General features: G+C 47.5%; 18 protein-coding genes. 15 read left to right on the top strand and 3 right to left on the bottom strand.

Annotation, left to right across the window (positions count from 1 at the left end; translation table 11 throughout):
* Positions 1 to 382: 382 nt before the first annotated feature.
* The 5 genes from W04_RS14240 (at position 383) to ihfA (ending at position 5914) form a co-directional block, all read left to right on the top strand.
* The gene (locus W04_RS14240) at positions 383 to 1429 is read left to right on the top strand and encodes a DUF2066 domain-containing protein (RefSeq protein WP_373432707.1); all 1047 of its coding nucleotides are present in this window, start codon (positions 383 to 385) and stop codon (positions 1427 to 1429) included.
* A gap of 6 nt (positions 1430 to 1435) precedes the next feature.
* Positions 1436 to 2137: a DnaA regulatory inactivator Hda gene (hda, locus tag W04_RS14235; protein ID WP_026110924.1), complete on the top strand. Its 702-nt coding sequence runs from the start codon at positions 1436 to 1438 to the stop codon at positions 2135 to 2137.
* 93 nt (positions 2138 to 2230) lie between these two features.
* A complete protein-coding gene (pheS, locus tag W04_RS14230) occupies positions 2231 to 3211 on the top strand; it encodes a phenylalanine--tRNA ligase subunit alpha (RefSeq protein WP_022943600.1) in 981 nt (326 codons plus the stop codon).
* Positions 3212 to 3224: 13 nt separating this feature from the next.
* Complete coding sequence (gene pheT, locus W04_RS14225) at positions 3225 to 5612, top strand: phenylalanine--tRNA ligase subunit beta (RefSeq protein WP_053911282.1); 2388 nt, start codon at positions 3225 to 3227, stop codon at positions 5610 to 5612.
* Positions 5613 to 5614: 2 nt separating this feature from the next.
* Entirely contained in the window at positions 5615 to 5914 is a 300-nt protein-coding gene (gene ihfA / locus W04_RS14220) for an integration host factor subunit alpha (protein ID WP_022943602.1), read from the top strand.
* A 46-nt stretch (positions 5915 to 5960) separates the two neighbouring features.
* Here ihfA and W04_RS14215 read toward each other — a convergent pair whose 3' ends face one another.
* The gene (locus W04_RS14215) at positions 5961 to 6755 is read right to left on the bottom strand and encodes a DUF2989 domain-containing protein (RefSeq protein WP_022943603.1); all 795 of its coding nucleotides are present in this window, start codon (positions 6753 to 6755) and stop codon (positions 5961 to 5963) included.
* Positions 6756 to 7054: 299 nt separating this feature from the next.
* Between W04_RS14215 and W04_RS14210 the strand changes: the two genes are divergently transcribed.
* The 9 genes from W04_RS14210 (at position 7055) to ccoG (ending at position 18528) form a co-directional block, all read left to right on the top strand.
* Entirely contained in the window at positions 7055 to 8500 is a 1446-nt protein-coding gene (locus W04_RS14210) for a glyceraldehyde-3-phosphate dehydrogenase (RefSeq protein ID WP_022943604.1), read from the top strand.
* A gap of 127 nt (positions 8501 to 8627) precedes the next feature.
* Positions 8628 to 9755 (top strand): M14-type cytosolic carboxypeptidase, encoded by a 1128-nt coding sequence (locus W04_RS14205; RefSeq protein WP_053911281.1) that lies wholly within the window; start codon positions 8628 to 8630, stop codon positions 9753 to 9755.
* Between the two features lie 128 nt (positions 9756 to 9883).
* Positions 9884 to 11551 carry a sodium:alanine symporter family protein gene (locus W04_RS14200; RefSeq protein WP_082342247.1) on the top strand — a complete coding sequence of 556 codons (1668 nt, stop codon included), beginning with the start codon at positions 9884 to 9886 and terminating at the stop codon, positions 11549 to 11551.
* Positions 11552 to 11618: 67 nt separating this feature from the next.
* Positions 11619 to 11948, top strand: coding sequence for a hypothetical protein (locus W04_RS14195; RefSeq protein ID WP_022943607.1), 330 nt, complete (start codon positions 11619 to 11621; stop codon positions 11946 to 11948).
* Entirely contained in the window at positions 11945 to 12226 is a 282-nt protein-coding gene (locus tag W04_RS14190) for a YeaC family protein (RefSeq protein ID WP_022943608.1), read from the top strand. The genes W04_RS14195 and W04_RS14190 overlap by 4 nt, the downstream gene beginning before the upstream one ends.
* Positions 12216 to 14924 carry a DUF349 domain-containing protein gene (locus tag W04_RS14185; RefSeq protein WP_053911279.1) on the top strand — a complete coding sequence of 903 codons (2709 nt, stop codon included), beginning with the start codon at positions 12216 to 12218 and terminating at the stop codon, positions 14922 to 14924. Before W04_RS14190 ends, W04_RS14185 begins: the two co-directional genes overlap by 11 nt.
* Positions 14921 to 15484, top strand: a complete 564-nt coding sequence (locus tag W04_RS14180) for a DUF1439 domain-containing protein (RefSeq protein ID WP_053911278.1) — start codon at positions 14921 to 14923, stop codon at positions 15482 to 15484. The genes W04_RS14185 and W04_RS14180 overlap by 4 nt, the downstream gene beginning before the upstream one ends.
* 73 nt (positions 15485 to 15557) lie before the next feature.
* A complete protein-coding gene (locus W04_RS14175; RefSeq protein ID WP_053911277.1) occupies positions 15558 to 16985 on the top strand; it encodes a sigma-54-dependent Fis family transcriptional regulator in 1428 nt (475 codons plus the stop codon).
* A gap of 163 nt (positions 16986 to 17148) precedes the next feature.
* Entirely contained in the window at positions 17149 to 18528 is a 1380-nt protein-coding gene (ccoG, locus tag W04_RS14170; RefSeq protein WP_053911276.1) for a cytochrome c oxidase accessory protein CcoG, read from the top strand.
* Between the two features lie 84 nt (positions 18529 to 18612).
* Here ccoG and W04_RS14165 read toward each other — a convergent pair whose 3' ends face one another.
* The gene (locus W04_RS14165) at positions 18613 to 19527 is read right to left on the bottom strand and encodes a M14 family metallocarboxypeptidase (RefSeq protein WP_053911275.1); all 915 of its coding nucleotides are present in this window, start codon (positions 19525 to 19527) and stop codon (positions 18613 to 18615) included.
* A gap of 88 nt (positions 19528 to 19615) precedes the next feature.
* A complete protein-coding gene (locus W04_RS14160) occupies positions 19616 to 20035 on the bottom strand; it encodes a hypothetical protein (protein WP_045978637.1) in 420 nt (139 codons plus the stop codon).
* Between the two features lie 184 nt (positions 20036 to 20219).
* Between W04_RS14160 and W04_RS14155 the strand changes: the two genes are divergently transcribed.
* Positions 20220 to 20777 (top strand): GbsR/MarR family transcriptional regulator, encoded by a 558-nt coding sequence (locus W04_RS14155; protein ID WP_022943615.1) that lies wholly within the window; start codon positions 20220 to 20222, stop codon positions 20775 to 20777.
* Positions 20778 to 20882 lie beyond the last annotated feature (105 nt).

Raw genomic sequence — 20882 nt, 5'->3', positions numbered from 1 at the left:
ATGCGTGTAGAAAAGCGCTCTCCCAAACCGCCCGTAGGCCAGGCTTCAGCCTTGCAGCATCTAGTCAGGGTAAACCCTGACCTACAACACAGCATCATCTGTCACCAAACCTGTAGGCCAGGCTTCAGCCTTGCAGCATCTAGTCAGGGTAAAACCCTGACCCACAACACAGCATCACCTTTCACCGCACCTGTAGGTAAGGCTTCAGCCTTGCAACATCTAGTCAGGATAAATCCTGACCCACAACACAGGGATACATCAATCACTGTTAATCGCCTATATTCAGGCTCTCTTCATAGCCGTTGTTAATCTTAGCGAACCTTTTGCTTTGTTTTAGTCTTTGCTTTAGGATCAGGGCATTATGATTGAGGTATGAAGCAACGTGATCCGTAATTTATTCCTGCTATGTGCAATGTTTATCGCCGTCTCAAGTCAGGCGATAGAAGTAAAAGGGCTGTACCAGTATCAACAGCCAGTAGATGATAAAACTCGTGCCAGCCGGGTCACGGCAAGTCAGAACTCATTATTAAATGTAGTGATCAAGGTCACGGGTGAGCCTGATGCAACGAACAACCAGGTGGTGCGGGGCGCATTATCTGATATCTCCGATTATATGACTAAATTTGAATACGGCGATAACGAAGGGCAATCATACTTAAACGTGCAATTTGACAGCAACAAGGTCAATACCTTAGTCAGAGAAGCCGGTTTGCCACTGTGGGGCAATCGCCGTCCTTTGGTGGTCATTTGGTTGGCGATTGAAGATGGCTGGCGACGGGAGCTGCTCACTGCTGATACCCACCCGCAAGTCGAGGAGTTACTGTCGGATCGTGCCTCTCGTCGCGGGCTCCCCATTGTTACTCCTTTACTCGACCTTGAAGACAGACAACATGTCGAAGTCACCGACGTATGGGGAAATTTCAGTGACTCCCTGGACATCGCTTCACAGCGCTATATGGCAGAACGCGTTGTGTCAGCGAGACTCTATAAGGATGAACGCTCCGGAGCGTGGGAGCTCGATTGGCGCTTCACCAATGAAGATCAGTTCGAGGCCACCCGGCACAAGGGCGACAAGCAACAGGTTATTCTCGATATGGTCGACGCTCTAGCCAGTGCCCTTGCCAGTGAGTATGCAATTGATGCGGCTTCTGGTTATGATGCACAGCAGCAGATGCTTAAGCTTTATAACACCACCAGTTTTGTTGATATTGAGTATGCCTTGCGGCGGTTACGTAGCCTAAGTGTGGTCACTGATGCTAACGTCAGTCATGTTGCTAAAAAGTTTATTGAAATAAATGTCAGTCATACAGGCAGTGTTGATGACTTGCGCAAAGCACTGACACTTGATTCCTACTTTAGTGATTATCGCGACCCAGATAAGTTTTATTACTCTACTAGCAATGACGATCTTGAGTATGCGTGGCAATAACTGATGATGCAGCATTCGCAACTGGCATTGCCTGTTACTTTACCTGACGACGAGACCTACGCCAGTTACTTTGGTGGTGAAGACTCGTTAGAGGTTAATCACTTAAAAGCTGCCTTTGAACACCTGACACAGCAATTTCAATACACCTATTTATGTGGGTTAGGGGACTCGGGTAAATCGCATTTACTTTATGCTACCTGTATCCATGCCCAAGAGCAGGGCTTGTCCAGTATGCTGCTGTCGTTAAGTGAAGTGCAGCAGTTTGGTGCTCAGGTGTTAGAGGGGCTCGATACCCTTGATGTGGTATGTATCGATGATTTGCACTTAGTCGCCGGTGATGAGGCCTGGGAAAAAGCCTTATTCAACTTTTTTAACCGTTTTAATGAGCCGGGCAAGCTGTTGCTGATTTCCGCCGATTTATTGCCGGACATGCTTAATATTACGCTGCCGGATTTAGAATCGCGGCTGAAATGGGGCACTACCTTACAAATCCGCTCGATGAGCGATGATGATAAGGCTCAAGCATTAACAAATAGAGCGAAAATGCGCGGCTTAGAACTCTCTGATGATTGTGCACGTTTTTTATTGACGCGCTTAAGTCGGGACATGCGCGCACTACTCGATGTATTGGACACACTCGATCATGCCTCTATGGCAGCGCAGCGAAAGCTCACCATTCCGTTTATAAAAGCCACTTTAAAGCTATAGAAAGCGCCGCTCAGGGCTAGAATCAGAGCGGCCCTTTGGTTATCATAAGTGGTTAAATAAACACTTTAAATTATCACCCTAGTCAGGTATCCGATGAACTTAGAAGCGATTTTGGCTGACGCCTTAAAGGCGGTTGATTCAGCCAGCGAAATCGCGCACCTAGAAGATGTGCGCGTAAACTACCTTGGAAAGAAAGGTGAAATTACCGGGTTACTGAAAACGCTTGGTAAAATGGCGCCAGAAGAGCGTAAGAGCGCCGGCCAAGTGATTAACCAAGCCAAGCAGCAAGTGACTGAAGCGATCAATGAAAAGCGTGAAGCGCTGAACGCAAAAGCATTAGAGCAAAAGCTGGCAGCAGAAACCATTGATGTCACCTTACCTGGGCGCAATATGGCCAGCGGCGGCATTCATCCCGTTACCCGGACCATCGAACGCATCGAATCTTTCTTCGGGGAGTTGGGTTTTGCGGTGAAGCAAGGGCCCGAGGTGGAAGATGACTTCCACAACTTTGATGCCTTGAACATTCCTGCACATCACCCAGCACGCGCGGATCACGATACCTTCTATTTTAATCCCAAGTTGGTATTACGTACGCAAACCAGTGGTGTACAAATACGTACCATGGAAACTGAGCAACCGCCTTTGCGTATTATCTCGCCAGGTCGTGTGTATCGTAACGATTACGATCAAACGCATACACCGATGTTCCATCAGGTTGAAGGTTTGATGGTAGATACAGACGTTAGCTTCACTGAACTCAAGGGCATTTTGCACGATTTTCTTCGTAACTTTTTTGAAGAAGATATGGAAATTCGTTTCCGCCCCTCTTACTTCCCATTCACTGAGCCATCGGCAGAGGTTGATGTTAAAGGTAAAGATGGCAAATGGTTAGAGGTTCTTGGTTGCGGTATGGTGCACCCGAATGTGTTGCGTTCAGTTAATATCGACCCTGAAAAATACACTGGTTTTGCCTTTGGTATGGGGGTAGAGCGCCTTACCATGTTGCGCTATGGCGTTAATGACTTACGCGCATTTTTCGAAAATGATTTGAAATTCCTAAACCAGTTCCGTTAAGAGGTCGTGATAAATGAAATTCAGTGAAAAGTGGTTACGTGAATGGGTGAATCCGGCCATCGATAGCGACGCACTTGCGGAGCAGCTGTCAATGGCGGGACTGGAAGTGGATGCATTAGAACCAGCTGCAGGCCAGTTTAGTGGTGTGGTTGTCGGCGAAGTTGTCGAGTGTGGTCAGCACCCCGATGCCGATAAACTGCGTGTGACGAAAGTAAACGTCGGTGATGATGAGTTACTTGATATTGTGTGCGGCGCACCTAACTGTCGTCAAGGTATCAAAGTGGCAGTGGCGAAAGTCGGCGCGGTATTACCCGGTGATTTTAAAATTAAAAAGGCCAAGCTGCGTGGTCAACCGTCGCATGGCATGTTATGCGCATTTGTAGAGCTAGGTATCAGTGAAGAAGGCGATGGCATTATGGAATTGCCAGCCGATGCGCCAATTGGCACCGATTTACGTGAGTACCTAAGCCTTGATGACCATATTATCGATGTTGATTTAACGCCGAATCGCAGCGACTGCCTCGGTATTAAAGGCTTGGCTCGCGAAGTGGGAGTGCTAAACAACCTGGACGTGAATGAACTGACGATTGCGCCAGTAGCGCCCACCATTGATGATAAAGTCAGCATTGAGCTAGTTAACGAGCAAGGTTGCCCTCGTTACCTTGGTCGCGTAATTAAGGGCATCAATCTTGATGCGCAAACGCCGCTGTGGATGGTTGAGAAATTGCGCCGCAGTGGTATTCGCTCTATTGACCCTGTGGTTGATGTCACTAACTATGTGTTGATTGAGCTGGGCCACCCGATGCATGCGTTTGACTTAGCCGCCATTGACGGTGGTATTAAGGTACGTAGTGCCAATGCCGGTGAAGAATTGGTTTTGCTTGATGGCAACACTGCGAAACTCAATGAATCGACGCTAGTGATAGCCGACCATAATAAAGCCTTAGCCATGGCGGGTATCTTTGGTGGTGAGGGCTCTGGGGTCACCGAGAAAACCAGCGATATTTTACTTGAAAGTGCCTTCTTTAACCCTGTCGCTATTGCCGGTCAGGCACGAAGCTATGGGCTGCACACCGACGCTTCGCACCGTTATGAGCGCGGAGTTGATTTTGCGCTGCAACGTGAGGCTATGGAACGTGCTACGGCTTTGTTACTTGATATAGTCGGAGGTCAAGCTGGCCCTGTCGTTGAGGCTGTTGCTACAGAGCAGTTACCAAAGGTCACAGCGGTTACTTTACGCCGTGAACGTTTAGACCGTGTGATTGGCTATCATATCGATGATGAAACTGTGACCAATATCCTGCGTCGGTTAGGCCTAGACGTACAATTCAAAAACGGTACTTGGCAGGCCGATGTGCCCAGTTATCGCTTTGATATTCGCATCGAGGAAGACTTAATCGAAGAAGTCGCTCGGGTCTATGGCTACAACAATATTCCTAATGTTGCGCCAATGGCGAAACTTAACATGACAGCTCACAACGAAGCGTCAGTGCCGGTTAAGCGTTTGCGCGATACCTTAGTGACGCGCGGTTATCAAGAAGCCATTACTTATAGCTTTGTTGATCCCAAGGTCCAGGCTGCCATTCATGGCGATGAGCAAGCATTGCATTTACCGCACCCTATTTCGGCCGACATGTCGGTCATGCGTCTGTCGTTGATGCCGGGGTTACTGAATGCGTTGGTGTACAACCAAAATCGTCAGCAATCACGCGTACGCTTGTTTGAGCATGGACTAAAATTCATTGCTGATGAACAAGCTGAAAATGGCGTGCGTCAGCAGGCCGTGTTTGGTGGCATTGTCTCGGGCACAAGTTATGGCGAGCATTGGAATGTACAAAGCCGCGCGGTTGACTTCTATGATGTCAAAGGGGACGTGGAAGCGTTACTGGCGTTATGCAATGACAGTGCGCGCTTTAGTTTCAAAGCACAGCAATGTGATGGTTTGCACCCGGGCCAAAGTGCCGCTATCTTTGTTGATGGGCAGCAGGTCGGTTTTGTTGGTGCTGTGCATCCACAGTTGCAAAAGCAGCTTGGTATTAACGGTGCAGCCTATGTCTTTGAAGTTGAAGTAGCCGCAGTGGCTAGCCGTGTTCTTCCAGAAGCTGTAGGAATATCCAAGTTCCCATCGAACCGCCGAGACATCGCGATTTTGGTGGAAGATAAGGTTCATGCTGGTGATGTTTTAGCCACTATAGAAAAAGTTGGCGGAAATCAATTGGTTGACCTAAACTTATTCGATGTGTATAAGGGCAAAGGTATCGAGCCAAATTATAAGAGTTTGGCAATTGCTCTGACACTGCAGGCGGTTGATAGAACGCTCGAAGAGAAAGATATCAACTTAGTTGTCGACAACGTCGTGGCCGCATTGGCCAAAGAGTTTAACGCATCGTTGAGGGACTAGATATGGCGCTTACCAAAGCCGACATAGCTGAACACCTATTTGAGAAGTTGGGGATCAATAAAAAGGATGCCAAAGAACTAGTTGAAGCGTTTTTTGAAGAAATCCGCTCAGCTTTAGAAAATGGGGAGCAAATTAAGCTTTCCGGCTTTGGCAACTTCGATCTTCGTGATAAGAAAGAGCGACCAGGTCGTAACCCCAAAACCGGAGAAGATATTCCTATCTCGGCGCGCCGAGTGGTCACTTTTAGACCCGGACAAAAGCTAAAAACCCGTGTTGAAGTGGGCACTAGCAAATTAAAGTAATAAAAAAGCAGCCTTAAGGCTGCTTTTTACTTTTTATGGGATTTACTTATGAGCGGGGCGAGCGGAATTGTCCGCTCATGATCTGCTCGTAAGTAGTTTGTGCTAAGGTATCTAGGCGCTCTAGGTCATGCCCGTCATCTAAGGCCCTTGCGCGCAAAGGCGCAAAATCAATGTTTTCCACGCCGGCCTGTTTGGCCACCACTGCAAAGGTATACGCCAAATTATACTGTTCTTGCTGATAAAAAATATTGACCAGTGAAGTAAGCACTTCAGGATGGGGCTGTTGTTCAGCACCATTAAGCTCAAGACTACGGTATAAGTGATCCAACGTTTTTTGCGTATCCACTTTCATGTAGTAACTGGCCAGGTAAAACTGTGCATCTCGGCTGTTTTTTACTTTTGTGTCTTCTTGCATCGACAGCAGTTTTTGCAGTGCACTATTATCGTTGTTACGCGACCAGTGAAAATACAGCAGCCCTGGATGATTGCTACCACGGGTTTCATAAAGTAAGCGATTAATTTCTTTTTGTGCCGTGTGATAGCCCTTATAACGTGAGGCGGTCTTTTCTTTAAGCTTTATGTGTTCAATTTTTGAAGCGAGATTGACACATTGGCTGTAGCGTTCAAAGTCTTTTAATAATTGGTATTTTCGCTCCAAAGTCGGCTTTTCATACTCATGAAAGCGACTGATGATCACTTCTGCGCGTTCATGACGGCAGTGACTGTCTGTGTTTAAGTCATTACACATGGCCGGAGTTTGCTCACAGACTTCCCGCACTGTCAGGCTTGAGTCACAGCCGCTCAACGTTGTAACTAAGGCCAAGCCGATAATAAGTCGCATGGTTATTCCTTTTCTTTGTATTAGTGCGCTCACACCATCATGTTATGCGCTGGAATTGACGTTACTTTTCGTCAATTGGTGTAAAACCGCTTTAGTTATTGATTTTATTGTAGCTCAAAGCGTTATAGGGAGACACCTTGTACCCAAGAGTAATGTAGAGGTGGTTATTGCTCGCGCTTTGCATTAGAATATGCCCGCCTGCTAGGAGGTATATTGTCCTTGATCACGCTCTCACTTTGTGATGACACATTCCCTCCTCGGGCTATATCCGTTCAAAACAAATTTCAAAGGCAGAAACAATGACCTCATCTCACGAGCAAGAGTACTTGAACAGCTGGCAAGAACGCCAAGACTACGCTGAAAGTATGCAACCCATCATTGGTAAACTGTATCGCAACCGTGGTATCGAAATTGCCGTTTATGGCCGTCCTCTGGTCAACGCCAGCACCATCGATATTATCAAAGCGCACAAAACCGTGGCGCAATTTGAAGACTCTAAACTACGTCTGCGCGAAAGCTACCCGGTGTTAGAAGCGATCAGCAACATGGAACTTAGCTCTGGCCGTATCGATATTGGTAAATTAGCTTACAGCTTCCTGTATAAAGATGCGGCCAAAGGTCGCTCGTTAGAAGAATTTTTAAAAGACGAGCTTGCAGAAATCACTAATCCAGGTGAGCCAAAAGCACCGCGTGATGTGGTTTTATATGGTTTTGGCCGTATTGGTCGCTTGTTAGCGCGCTTGTTAATCGAAAAGTCAGGCCCGTATGCCGACTTACGTTTACGCGCCATTGTGGTACGTGGTGGTAAAGATGGAGATCTTGAGAAACGTGCTAGCCTATTGCGTCGTGATTCAATTCATGGTCCGTTCAACGGCTCTATCACCGTTGATAATGAGCGTAATGCCATTAAAGCTAACGGCAGCTACATCCAAGTGATTTATGCCAACTCGCCAAGTGAAGTTGATTACACTGCATATGGTATTGAGGATGCGTTAGTTGTCGATAACACTGGTATTTGGAAAGATGAAGCAGGCCTAGGCCAACACCTAGAATCAAAAGGCGCTTCGAAAGTATTATTAACAGCACCGGCAAAAGGCGATATCAAGAACATTGTTTACGGTGTGAACAACCAAGATATCAAACCAGAAGATAAAATTGTGTGTGCTGCAAGCTGTACCACTAATGCCATTACGCCAACGCTAAAAGCCTTAAATGACAAGTTTGGTATTAAAAATGGTCACGTTGAGACCGTACACTCATACACCAACGACCAAAACTTAATTGATAATTACCACAAAGCCGAGCGCCGTGGTCGCGCTGCTGCGCTCAACATGGTTATTACCTCTACTGGTGCGGCGAAAGCTGTATCCAAAGCCCTGCCGGAACTTGAAGGTAAGCTAACCGGTAATGCTATTCGTGTGCCGACACCGAATGTATCAATGGCTATCCTTAACCTTAACTTGGAAAAGGGGACCAGTGTTGAAGAGCTGAATGCCTTCTTACGCGAGACCGCGTTACACTCAGAGCTACGCGATCAAATCGATTACACCGCCTCAACAGAAATCGTCTCTACCGACCTCGTTGGTAGCCGTTACGCCGGTGTGGTGGACTCCCAAGCAACTATCGTTGATGGTGAGCGCGTTGTGCTTTACGTTTGGTATGATAATGAGTTTGGTTACAGCTGTCAGGTTGTGCGTTGTATGCAAGACATGGCTGAAATTGCCCACCCAAGCTTGCCACGCTAATAAAAACCAAATTAGTTCACAGCCGGTCGCTTTTTAGCGCACCGGCTTTTTTGTTGTTAATTGTTGCTCTGCAGGGGCTGTGCTAGTCTGCGAGCATCACTACTTCTCATGTCTGAAAGGATAAAGTATGAACATCACCAGTAATTTCGATAGTGGTAATATCAAGGTTATCGCCTGTGAATCGCCACTGGATATCCAACTTGAGATTAATAAAGACAATCAGTCAGCGTTTTTTCAATGGTTTCACTTTCGTCTAGAAACCACACCTTTCGTTGAACACTGCCTGCATATTAATAATTTAAAAGAGTCGGCATACCCAGAGGGCTGGGATGACTACCAAGCCGTTGCGTCCTATGATCGACAAACATGGTTCCGCGTGCCTACGCGTTATGACAACGGCACCCTGATTATCGACTTTGAACCAGAGTGTTCTCAGGTGTTCTTTGCTTATTTTGCTCCTTACAGTTATGAGCGTCATCTTGATTTAATTTATTGGGCACAAAGTCATGCTATCTGTGATGTCGAAAACCTCGGTATTACCTTGGATGGTCGCGATATGACGGTGCTGCGTATTGGCGAGCCAAGCGATGATAAGAAGGCGATTTGGATCACCGCTCGTCAACACCCGGGTGAAACCATGGCCGAGTGGTTTGTTGAGGGGTTATTGCATAAATTACTCGATGACGAGGACCCCCATGCGGCGAAGCTGCTATCTAAAGCGGTATTCTACATTGTTCCTAATATGAACCCTGATGGCAGCGTGCGTGGTCATCTGCGCACGAATGCTGCTGGTGTTAACCTGAATCGTGAATGGGCCACACCGAGCATGGACCAGAGCCCAGAAGTTTACCTCGTACTAAACAAAATGCGCGAAGTTGGATTGGATATGTATCTCGATATCCACGGTGATGAAGCTCTGCCTTATAACTTTGTTGCTGGCGGCGAGGGGATCCCAAGCTATAACGCTCGCCTCGAGGATTTAGAAAACACCTTTAAAGATGCGCTTTTGACTATAACACCAGAATTCCAAGATGAATTCGGCTATGACAAGGATGCCCCTGGTGAGGCTAACCTAACAGTGGCTTCTTGCGCCGTGGGTGAGGAGTTTAAAGCCTTGGCTTATACCGTAGAGATGCCATTTAAAGACAACGCCAACTTGCCAGATATAGACTACGGCTGGTCAGACAGACGGTCCTATCAGTTTGGGCAAGACACGTTAGCCGCCATTATCGCGGTGGTTGATAAGCTAAGATAACAAAAAGGCGCGTTTAAGCGCCTTTTTTATGCTTCATTTTAATAACAAATGCTTTAACATATTCGCAACCTTGTGAGATGCTGTCATAGTTCGCAGTTAGACATAATAATAAAAGAGGAAATATACCCGTGGATGCCCTAGGAAACTTCTTTGATACCCTCGACTCCATGCTTGGTGGTTCCGTTTGGTTCCCCTATGTATTGCTTGGTGTGGGTTTATTTTTTACGATTTATCTAAAATTCCCTCAGGTTCGCTACTTCAAACATGCCGTGCGCATCGTCTCTGGTAAATATGATAAAAAATCGCACCAGGGTGATACCACGCACTTCCAAGCTCTTTCTACTGCGCTGTCTGGAACAGTGGGCACTGGTAACATCGGTGGTGTTGCTTTGGCCATCTCCATCGGTGGCCCGGCAGCACTGTTTTGGATGTGGATGACGGCATTTTTCGGCATGACCACAAAATTTGTGGAAGTAACGCTATCGCACAAATATCGCGAGAAAACCGAAGATGGCACCATGGCAGGGGGTCCCATGTATTACATGGACAAACGCCTAAACATGAAGTGGTTAGCTATTTTATTTGCCATCGCCACCGTTATTAGCTCCTTTGGTACCGGTAGTCTGCCGCAAATTAATAATATTGCCCAGGGGATGGAAGCCACTTTTGGTTTTGAACCTATGGCCACAGGGGCTGTTCTATCTATCTTACTAGCCTTAGTGATCCTTGGCGGCATTAAACGCATCGCCGCGATTACCTCGAAAATCGTACCGCTAATGGCCGCTGTCTATGTAATTGGCGCGCTCTTGGTCATTTTCTATAACATCGAAAATATAGGCCCTTCGTTTGCTTCGGTATTTACCGAGGCTTTCACAGGCTCAGCCGCTGCCGGTGGTTTCTTAGGTGCCAGCTTTGCTTATGCCTTTAACCGAGGTGTCAACCGAGGTCTGTTTTCGAATGAAGCCGGTCAGGGCTCGGCGCCTATCGCTCACGCGTCAGCCAAAGCCGATGAGCCTGTATCCGAGGGCATGGTGTCAATTTTAGAGCCGTTTATCGACACTATTATCATTTGTACGTTAACCGGTTTAGTGATCTTGTCATCAGGGGTGTGGAACGAGAAATTTGATACACACTTTGAGCGCAGTTCAATGACCGTGCTGCAAGGGAACTACTCAGACCAAAGTGATGAAGACCGTACCGATCTCTACAACTACCTTAACGGTAACGGCAGTGACGTTGCGCCTTACAACGGCACTATCAACGTAATTAACGGCAAAGCTATAAATAAAGATTTCACCATTTTGCACTCACGTTCAGTGGCTGAAGACCTTCGTTTTGGCATTACTGAGCGTCACGTCTACACCGGTGAAGTGGAAGTGAAAGGTGGCCAGATAGTCGACGACAGTATCAGTGTGATGGGTAAATCTCTGGTGCACTCCGCCGAGCTGACCACTAAAGCCTTTACGCGCGGCTTCTTGGGCGACAATGGTAAGTATATCGTGTCTATAGGCTTATTGCTGTTTGCCTTCTCCACGGCGATAGCTTGGTCTTACTACGGGGATAGGGCGATGACCTATTTATTGGGTTCGCGCTCGGTAATGCCGTATCGCGTATTTTATGTGGCCGGTTTCTTTTGGGCATCATTTGCCGACACCACTTTGGTATGGAAACTTGCCGCCGTAGCCATCGTGGTGATGACCTTGCCGAACTTGTTTGGCATCATGTTACTGCGTAAAGAAATGAAAGACTCCGTAAAAGACTACTGGCAGAAATTGGAAAAAGACAAGAGCAATTAAAACCAGTACAATGAGGCGCCAGAAGGCGCCTTTTTTTATGGGCGCGTAGTTGCAAATAGGAGTAAGCATGGCCATCATCTCATGTCCACAGTGCCAAAAGTCGATTTCCGACAAACATCAGTCCTGTCCCCATTGCAATATCGCTCTAGAACAAATGAACGAGCAAGACCAGCGCCGTTTAGCCGCGCGAACTAAACTGCAAAAGCAACAGGGGTTGATGAATCAATCTTTCATTGCTTTGATCTTTTTCCTTGGTGGTTTCTTAGTATTGTATTGGCAGCAGCCCGAGCCTGGCTCATGGCAGCAAAATGCCTGTTACGGCGCCATCGTTCTCGGGTTTATCTGGTATCTAATTAATCGCGTTCGTTTGGTATTTTTGAAAAGAAAGAAGTTATGAATATTGAGCAGTTAGTCCAAGCAATTACTCCGCAAACCTTTGAGCGCCTGCAGTATGGTGCCGCCACTGGTAAATGGCCAGATGGGACACCCCTAAGTGACGAACAAAAACAACAAACGGTGCAGTTGGTCATGTTGTATCAAGCCAAAGTACTTAAAAGCGACGAGCAGTTCACCGTCGGTGAAAATGGTGAGCTAGTACAAAAATCCAAACAAGAACTTAAGAAGCAGTTCAAAGCAGACAATGAGATAGCCAGGTTTAGTGAAAATGATCTTTAAGCAGTTATTCAAACCAAAGTGGAAGCACCCTAATGAGAGCACGCGACTAGGGGCATTGTCTCAGCTCGATAACCAACAACATCATGCTATATTGCAGCAATTGGCCAGCCAAGACCCGAGTAGTAAAGTGCGCTCGGCAGCACTAAAAAAACTCAATGACATCGATTTGTGGTGGCAGGCTTGCCAAAGTGACGCCGAGCCGGGTATTAAGCGCTTGGCCAATCAAAAAGTGGCAGAAGTGCTATTGCATTCACCTCAGGCTTTGTCGAGCGCAGATAAAGAGCGATACTTAGAGCGTTTCGCCAATGAGAAAACGTTAGAGCAACTAGCATTAGCAGAGAAAACCACAGCAACGAAAGTTAAATTAATTAATCGCCTTAATAAACCGCTGCTCACCGAACAGGTGTTCAGAGGTGCAGACGAAGCCTTGCAGCTGCAGTTGTGTCCGTTAGTGATTAATGCCCAGTTAGCAGATAAGTTGGTTAAGCATGCTCAAGGCGAAGCGAAAACACGGTTGGCACAGGCCATTGAAGAGCAGCAATTAGCAGCGCACATGCCACAACAGGTAGCGCAGCAGAGTAAACTCTTATTGGCGCAGCTGAACGCTTTGCGCGATAAAAACGACTACCAACTGGTCACGACTCAATACACTCAGTTCAGCCATCAGTTTGCTCAACTAGAGACGCAGTGGCTCGATGAAGAATTGCGAGCGCAAAACGATGAGAAATTTGCCGTTTTGAAAAACAAGCTTGAGCGTCATATCGCTATTCTTGGCGAACAATATGAGCGTCAACAGGCGCAACAACAAGCGCAGCAACGCAGTGTGTTGGCATTGGCCAATTTAAGCGCGCTAGCGGAAGAGATCAGCAATGCCATGGCGTTACGTTTCGATGGAAATGAGCAAATTCAAACCGATTGGTTACATGCCAAAGTAGCGCAAGCTGAAGATATGTTACAAAGCCCCGATTTGCAGCCTGGAGCTGAGCTGACTAGTCAGCGCCAAGAGCTCAAGCGTTTATTTAAGCAAGTTGAACAACTTAGTGCTTACGAGCAAGATGTGGAGCAGTTGCGGGAGCGACTAAAGGAATATCAAGCTATGGCTGTTGCTGAAACCTCAGCTCAGCTTGATGCAGCGCTTACGCGTGAGACTGAGCTTGCGAAAGAGATTCAACAGTGTTTGTCGGCCTTACCTAAAGAGCTTGCTGGCGTATGGCGCCAATCATACCAGCAAGCCAAAAAGGCATGGTTTGCGCAGATGCAGCCACTATTAGATACGCAGCAGCAAACCCTTAACCAAGCGCGCAAAAAGGCAAAAGACTTGCGTCGTTTAATTAATCAAGGTCGCTACCGCGTTGCTTTCGGCGTGTTTAATGGGTTAGAGACGCTGTATCAAGAGCTCACCGAGCATTACCGCCAACAAGTCAGTCGAGAATATGAAAGCTTGAAAACAACCTTGAGCGAGGCTGAAGATTGGCACCAGTATGCTGGGCAATCACAGCAAACGCAGTTGCTCGAGGCCGCGCTCGAGCTGGCGCAATCACCTTGTGAAGATGCCAATGAGCGTTTAGCCGCAGTGAAAAAGTTACGTAAAAGCTGGCAACTATTGGGCCCGCACGTAGAGGCGCAAGCCAAGCAAGAGTTTGAACAACAAATCGAAACCGCGTTTGCGCCCTGTCGCGACTACTTTGCTGAGCAGCAGGCACAAAAGGAACAAGCGGTGGCTGAGCGCGAGGCGTTGATTGCGCAGATGCAAACCCTCGATGCTCAAGCACAGCAAGCGGATCATGATATTGCATCTTTAGAAGCCCAATTTAATCAGCTACTAAAGCAGTGGCGCGGCGCTAAACGGTTAGAGAGCAAGCTTTATCATAAGCTCAACAAAGCGTTCAACGAAGCGCAAACGGCGATTGCTGAGCGCGTACAAGATTATTACCAGCATAATGCCAGTGCCAAAGAAGCTCTGCTTGAGCAGGCTCATCAGGCGCAGCAGCAAGATGTGTTTGCCGCCACCCATACATTGAAGGACTTGCAACAACAATGGCAGCAAGTCGGCTTCGCGGGTAAGAGTAAAGAACGTAAATTATGGATAGCGTTTCGACGTATAAATGATGCCGTTTTTGCCCAACGTGATGAGGCCAAAGAACAGCGCCAGCAGGTACATAATGATTTGCTCAATGAGCAACAAAAACAGTTAGCGCAACTGCAACAACAACTGAATGCATGTAAGGAAGCTGGGGATTACCAAGAAGTGGTGCATACTGTATCGGCGCTCAACGTAGAGCGGCCGTTGCAGGATATGAAAAAGCAACTACTGGCACAGGCCCAACAGTCGCTACATACACTTCAGGCGGCACAGCGCCATGCGCACTATCGACAGCTACGCAGTGCACTGTCGCAAGGACAGGCGCTTGATAAGCGTTGGTTAAGCGACAGCACGCTAGCATTAGCCGCTGAACAATTACTTGTTCGCCTAGAAGTGACAGCTAATATTGACAGTCCATCCAGTGACGCCAGTTTGCGTATGCAAGAGCAAGTGACCATGCTTGATGAAAAGCACCAAGGTGTGGCTTATGGCCTGGATGATTTGCTTATTGCCTGGCTTAACGCCGTTGGGGTTAATGAGCAACACCAATGTCTAGGGGAACAACAACAGCTTAATCGTATTGTTAGCGTGCTCGAAGCCGTGGAGAGTCAATGAAAAAGTTTTTAATCGTCGCCGTTTGGTTACTTAGCTTGGCGGGGTGTGCGTCGCACGCCCCTGTGTCGGTTTATTCGCTCAGTGCAACGCAATTGGAGCAGAACTTGCAATCTAATAGTGAGCGTTTGCAAGGTGAGGTTGAGCTTATGGGCATGCCTATGCGCATGCAAGTGAACGATGTCGGCGTTGATATTGGGCCTAAGCAACACCCCGACAGTGTGCAACTCAATGTTGATAACACTGTATTTGTCCAAGCTTTGGCATTAAAAGTTCCTGTGCGTGTACGCTTGAGTATTGCCGCAAAGCCAGTGTTCAACAATGATGACGACGCGGTTTATCTGCAAGACTTTACCATTATTAATGCCGACGTTGATGCCATGGGATACCGAGGCAAGTTAGCACCGCTGTCGCAACAGGTGCAAGACATCGTCACGCAAGCATTACGTCAATACCCGGTCTATACCCTCAATAGCCAAGATCCGAAGCAAGCTCTGTTATCGCGCTTTGATCTCGCTCTGGCTGTCAAACCCGGTGAAATTACCCTAACCAGCGGATTATAGTCAGCCGCCTCTGTTTATCTCTTTGCCAAGCGAGTATAGTAACGATATGTCGTTACCTCGCTTGGAATGAGTAATGGAGCAATCACTCAAACACTTTCTTCATGATCCTAGACTGCTGCTTGATGCTGCAGGAGAGGGTATTTATGGCTTTGACCGCGATGGTAATGCGGTCTTTATCAACCCCGCAGCAGAGCGTATGACCGGCTGGCAAGCCAGCGAGCTACTAGGTCAGCAGATCCACCGTTTTCACCACCATAGCCATGCTGATGGCAGTGATTATCCAGCCTGTGAATGTCCAATCTATCGCACCGTGGTTGACGGCCAACCCCGGACGATTAGCAACGAGGTGTTTTGGCGTAAAGATGGCAGTCAATTCCCAGTGGAATATACCTCCACCCCTATTTATAAAGATCAACAGCTTATTGGCGCCGTGGCGATATTCCGTGACGTATCACAGCAGCGCAGCACTGAGCAGGCGTTACGCGAAGCACTTTCACGAGTGAATGAGCTTAGCGAACAGTTGCAGGCAGAAAATCGCTACTTACTAGAAGAGATCAATGCACAGTGGCAAGACAGTGATTTAGTGGGTCAATCGGTCATTTTTCAACAAATGATGCAACAAATTGAGCTGGTGGCTAAAACTGACAGTACGGTATTGATCCTCGGTGAAAATGGCACTGGTAAAGAGCTGATTGCGCGACAGCTACACAATCGCTCCCAGCGTTGCAACGCACCCTTGGTTAAGGTCAACTGTGCGGCTTTTAGTGCGAGCTTAATTGAGTCCGAGTTATTTGGTCATGAGAAAGGCGCGTTTACCGGCGCTCAGCAGCGGCGCAAAGGGCGCTTTGAATTGGCGCATAAAGGCACGTTATTCTTAGATGAGGTCGCAGAGCTGCCGCTAGAGGCGCAAAGCAAGCTGCTGCGAGTATTACAAGAACAAGAGTTCGAACGGGTCGGGGGGCAGCAAACCTTGAAAGTAGATATACGCCTTATTGCCGCCACTAACCGTGATTTATGGGCCATGGTTGAGCAAGGCAGTTTCCGCATGGACTTGTATTACCGCCTCAATGTCTTTCCGCTGCGGGTGCCAGCGTTGCGCGAGCGCATTGAAGATTTAGAGTTATTGGTGGCGCAGTTACTCAGTAAGCTATCACAGAAGCTGGCCAAGCAATTCACTGGTATCAGTGCGCGCAGTCTTAATCGTCTTAAGTCCTACCATTGGCCGGGCAATGTGCGTGAGCTGCAGAACATTCTCGAACGAGCCGCTATTCTCACGCAAGGCCCTATTGTGCATATCGATGACATGCAATTATCGGAGGCGGCGCGCGAAGAAGGCACAGAGATAAGAACCCTTGATAGTGAGCAGAAGCGCTATATTGAATATGTGTTATCTATGTGCGGTGGACGCATCAACGGTGAAGGTGGAGCCGCGCAACGGCTCGGTTTGGCACCGAGTACACTGCGCTCAAAGATGCAAAAATTGGGCGTCAACCGCGAGTAAAAAATAGGCAGGGTGTCGATATATCGATAAGGGTGTCGATATATCGTCATTTTGCGTCCAGGTTATTTTTTAACTCACTGAAATTTATAGCTTTTAATGCTTATTGTTATGGCACAATACTTGCGAATACCCGCTTGTTCTCAAGCAATGACAAGCAAGTATTATGAAGTTCGATATTAAAGAAGAAGATCTCATCATTAAGCCCTATAAGCAGTCTGGGCCTATTTATGTTCGTGAACAAAAAGGCCGTTACCAACGCATTCGTAGGGTTATGAGTTGGGCATTGATGATTGCCTTTATTGCCCTTCCTTGGATTTCTTACCAAGGCCAGCAGGCGGTGTTGCTGGATGTGGCGCAACAACAATTCCGGATATTCTCTATTACGTTCTTTCCCCAAGATTTTATGATCCTAGCTTGGGTATTTATGGCGGGTGCCTTCGCCTTGTTTTTTGTGACTAATTGGCTGGGGCGCGTATGGTGCGGCTACATGTGTCCACAAACGGTGTGGATGTTACTGTTTACCTGGGTTGAGCATCGCATCGAAGGGACCCGCAATCAGCGTATAAAGCTCGACAAACAGCCTTGGGGCTTTAGCAAAGTGATTAAAAAAACAGCCAAACATGCAGCTTGGCTTGGCATTGCATTTTTCACCGCAACCACCTTTATGAGCTACTTTATTCCCGCCAAGGAGCTTTATTCACAGTTGCTAGCCTTTACTTGGGGTGGGTTAACCAGCTTTTGGGTGTTTTTATTTGCTTTATGCACCTACGGTAATGCCGGTTGGCTGCGCGAGAAAATGTGTATTTATATGTGTCCTTATTCGCGTTTCCAATCGGTAATGTTCGATAAAGACACCCTGGTCGTCAGTTACGACAGTGAACGCGGTGAAACCCGAGGACCGCGCAAGCGTAAAGCTGTACGTGAAGAGCTCGCACTGGGGGATTGTGTTGATTGTAAGCTGTGTGTCGAGGTGTGCCCGGCTGGTATCGATATTCGCAATGGTCTTCAATATGAGTGTATTAACTGTGGTTTATGTATTGATGCCTGCGACCAAACCATGGATAAATTTAACTATCCTCGGGGTCTTATCAGTTACACCAGTGAGCGCCAACAGGAGGGAGGTAAAACCTCTATACTGCGGCTGAAGCTATTGGGCTATGCAGCGATGACGGTGCTGGTATTTGTGGTCATGGCGTGGTGGTTGAGCAGCCGCACACCCTTGGAGGTGTACGTTAGTCGTGATAGGGGCGAGTTGTCGCGTACAGATTATCGAGGCTGGGTTGAGAATCCCTACCGTATCTCGGTGGTCAATAAAACCCAACAGCAGCAAGCGTATCAAATCAGTATTGCTGGCTTAGAAGGGGCGAAGCTGGCGGTGCATGGCGACCTTTCTTTAGCTCCGGGAGAGCAGAAAGAGATCCCCGTGACAGTCAGTATTGATGGCTACGAACTGGCCAAAAAAGTGAGCACTTTGACGTTTGTTGTTGAGCAAGCGAGCGATCCGAGTACGCAGCAGCGCAAAGAAACACGCTTTTACAAATAAGCACTGTGAGCTACTACGCTCATAAAGGTAAAGAGACAAAAAAAGGGTCACTGAATGTGACCCTTTTTTACGCTGAGTGCTTAATTATAATGCGGCAACAAAGGCAATAGCGTTATTGGCCGCCGCCACTTGGGCATCGATGCAGTTTTGTTCAGTTGCCTGCGGGCTATCTGGGTACACCTCAGTAGTCGTGACGTAAGGCGCTGGCGTTAAGCCCATGCACAAACCTAATTTACGTCCAGCGTATTCAATAACACCCGGTTGCACCAAATCAGCGCCGATAAGCTGGTTATTCTCATCGGCAGGGGCGATATGCGTGACCTTGGCCACGGCATCGATAATCGCGCGCTGAAATGACGCTTGCGGACGCTCGCTGTCGGCGACAAGGTAAAAGCCATCGGGGATATTCCAATTATGGTTTACGATTCCTTCGCGTGCGGCAAGTGCTGGACGAAACTCGGAATTATCGCTGTTAGTGGTTTCGTGCAAATCAATATGCAGCAGAATGTCGCTACTAAAAGGAGCGATAAAGTCTAACAACAACTGCGCTTCAGGCACCGAAGAGCCTTCAAAGAATGAGCGGTTCGGATCATTGGCATCCGGATTCCAGCGGTTAATCGTCTCGTAACCCCAAGGGCTGATGCAGGGCACAACGAGAATATTGAAGTGAGCGCTTTGCGCGTGCTCAACCTGCTTGGCAAAGGCGAGAGCGCCGTGAATACCACTGCTTTCATAGCCGTGTACGCCACCTGTCACTAAGGCAATAGGGCGGCCTTTTTGCCACTGCTTATGCTTCAGTGCGAACAAGGGGTAACTTTGCTCATAGGGTAACTGCCCATACTCAATGATATCCCAGTTGCTGGCTAGTGCCTTAACTTTCGTTACCACTTCATCGGCGTAGCTGCGCTGAACAGTTTGTTGTGCTTGCCATTGTTGACGGTGTTCGCTCGACCATGGTTGTCCAGCGATACCAATTGGATATGTGTGTTGCTCGCTCATAACCCTTCCTTAAACTCTATGGTGATGAGCGCAGCTTAGAGAGGTGTACGTGAAAGTCAACTCTGGCGAGCTGACTTGCACATTCGTGTTAGCTGCCCAGCACCAAGGGATTAAGCTGCTGTTTTACATATCGCAGCGCTTCATCATAACAGCTGAAGATGATATCGCGGGTGTTGCCTTCTAAATGCAGCGATTGACGTACCTTGTCTAGCTGGCTAATGGCAATCGCCGAGTCAATTACAAAGGCCGAAGCTTGACACCCATGAGCACGCATGTGCTTAGCCAGTGCAATCATCTTTTGCTGCGCATCTGGGGTTGCGGCGCTTAAACGCTGAGAGTTGCTAATGTAACCCCAATGGGTCAACGCGCTGTCGTTGATGATTGATTGCAATTGCGATGCGAATGATTCGAGCATGCGGCCATTAATCGCGCCAACAAAAGACGCCGTGACGATTTGTTCTTGCAAGCTGAGCTGATACGAACCATTTGTACCGTTGTAGTTAAACATTCACACTCCTTTTTGAAGAGGCGAGATTTTAATCAATCTACTCGTGATGTAAAGAGGAAAAACGACTATTTTGTCTAAAATTAATACAATTTCTTTGTGGTTTACTCAGGGTTAACATTCACACTTGCGCTATCCCCCATAAATGCTGATAATTTCAGAAAATACAGAAAATAAGGCAGCGCGCATGGAATTGACTGAAAAGATGCAAGCATTCGTCATGCATTGCGGAGAGATGGGAAGCCGCTGGGGTTTTAATCGCACAATAGGGCAAATGTACGCGCTATTGCTACTCAGTGAACAGCCACTCAGTGCGAATGAACTTTCGCAGACGCTTCATATTTCCCGTGGTAACGTCAGTATGGGCATTAAAGAGCTCAATTCGTGGCAGTTGATCGCCACCAAACATAAGCCAGGGGATCGTAAAGAGTACTATCAACCAGCAGGGACGATTTGGCAAATGGCTAATCGCGTATTTGAGCAGCGCCAAAAACGTGAAATTGACCCAACCTTAAGCCTATTGCGCGATAACCTTCTTGATGAGCCTAATAACCAGGCAGAGCAATACGCCCAGCAGCGTATGCTGGAAATTCATGATTTGTTGGAAATGATCACTCAGTGGGCCGGTGAGCTGCAACGGTTAAGCCCTGAAAAACTCTCAACGTTGATGAAACTGGGAGCGGGGGTTACCAAAATGCTTGATATGCGTGACAAGTTCACTGGTAAATCGACTCCTGAAAGTTAGCTTGGTTGAGTCAGCAGAGGGCAAGGCCGACGTACGGGGTGATTATTCAAAATTACTCAATGATATAGTTGAATGTCGCTATATAACTAAAAAGTTGAGCAAAAA

Source organism: Pseudoalteromonas sp. SW0106-04 (assembly GCF_001293805.1).
GTDB lineage: Bacteria > Pseudomonadota > Gammaproteobacteria > Enterobacterales > Alteromonadaceae > Pseudoalteromonas > Pseudoalteromonas ruthenica.
The sequence above is the reverse complement of the archived record's forward strand: the minus strand, read 5'-3'. Positions and strand labels throughout refer to the sequence as shown.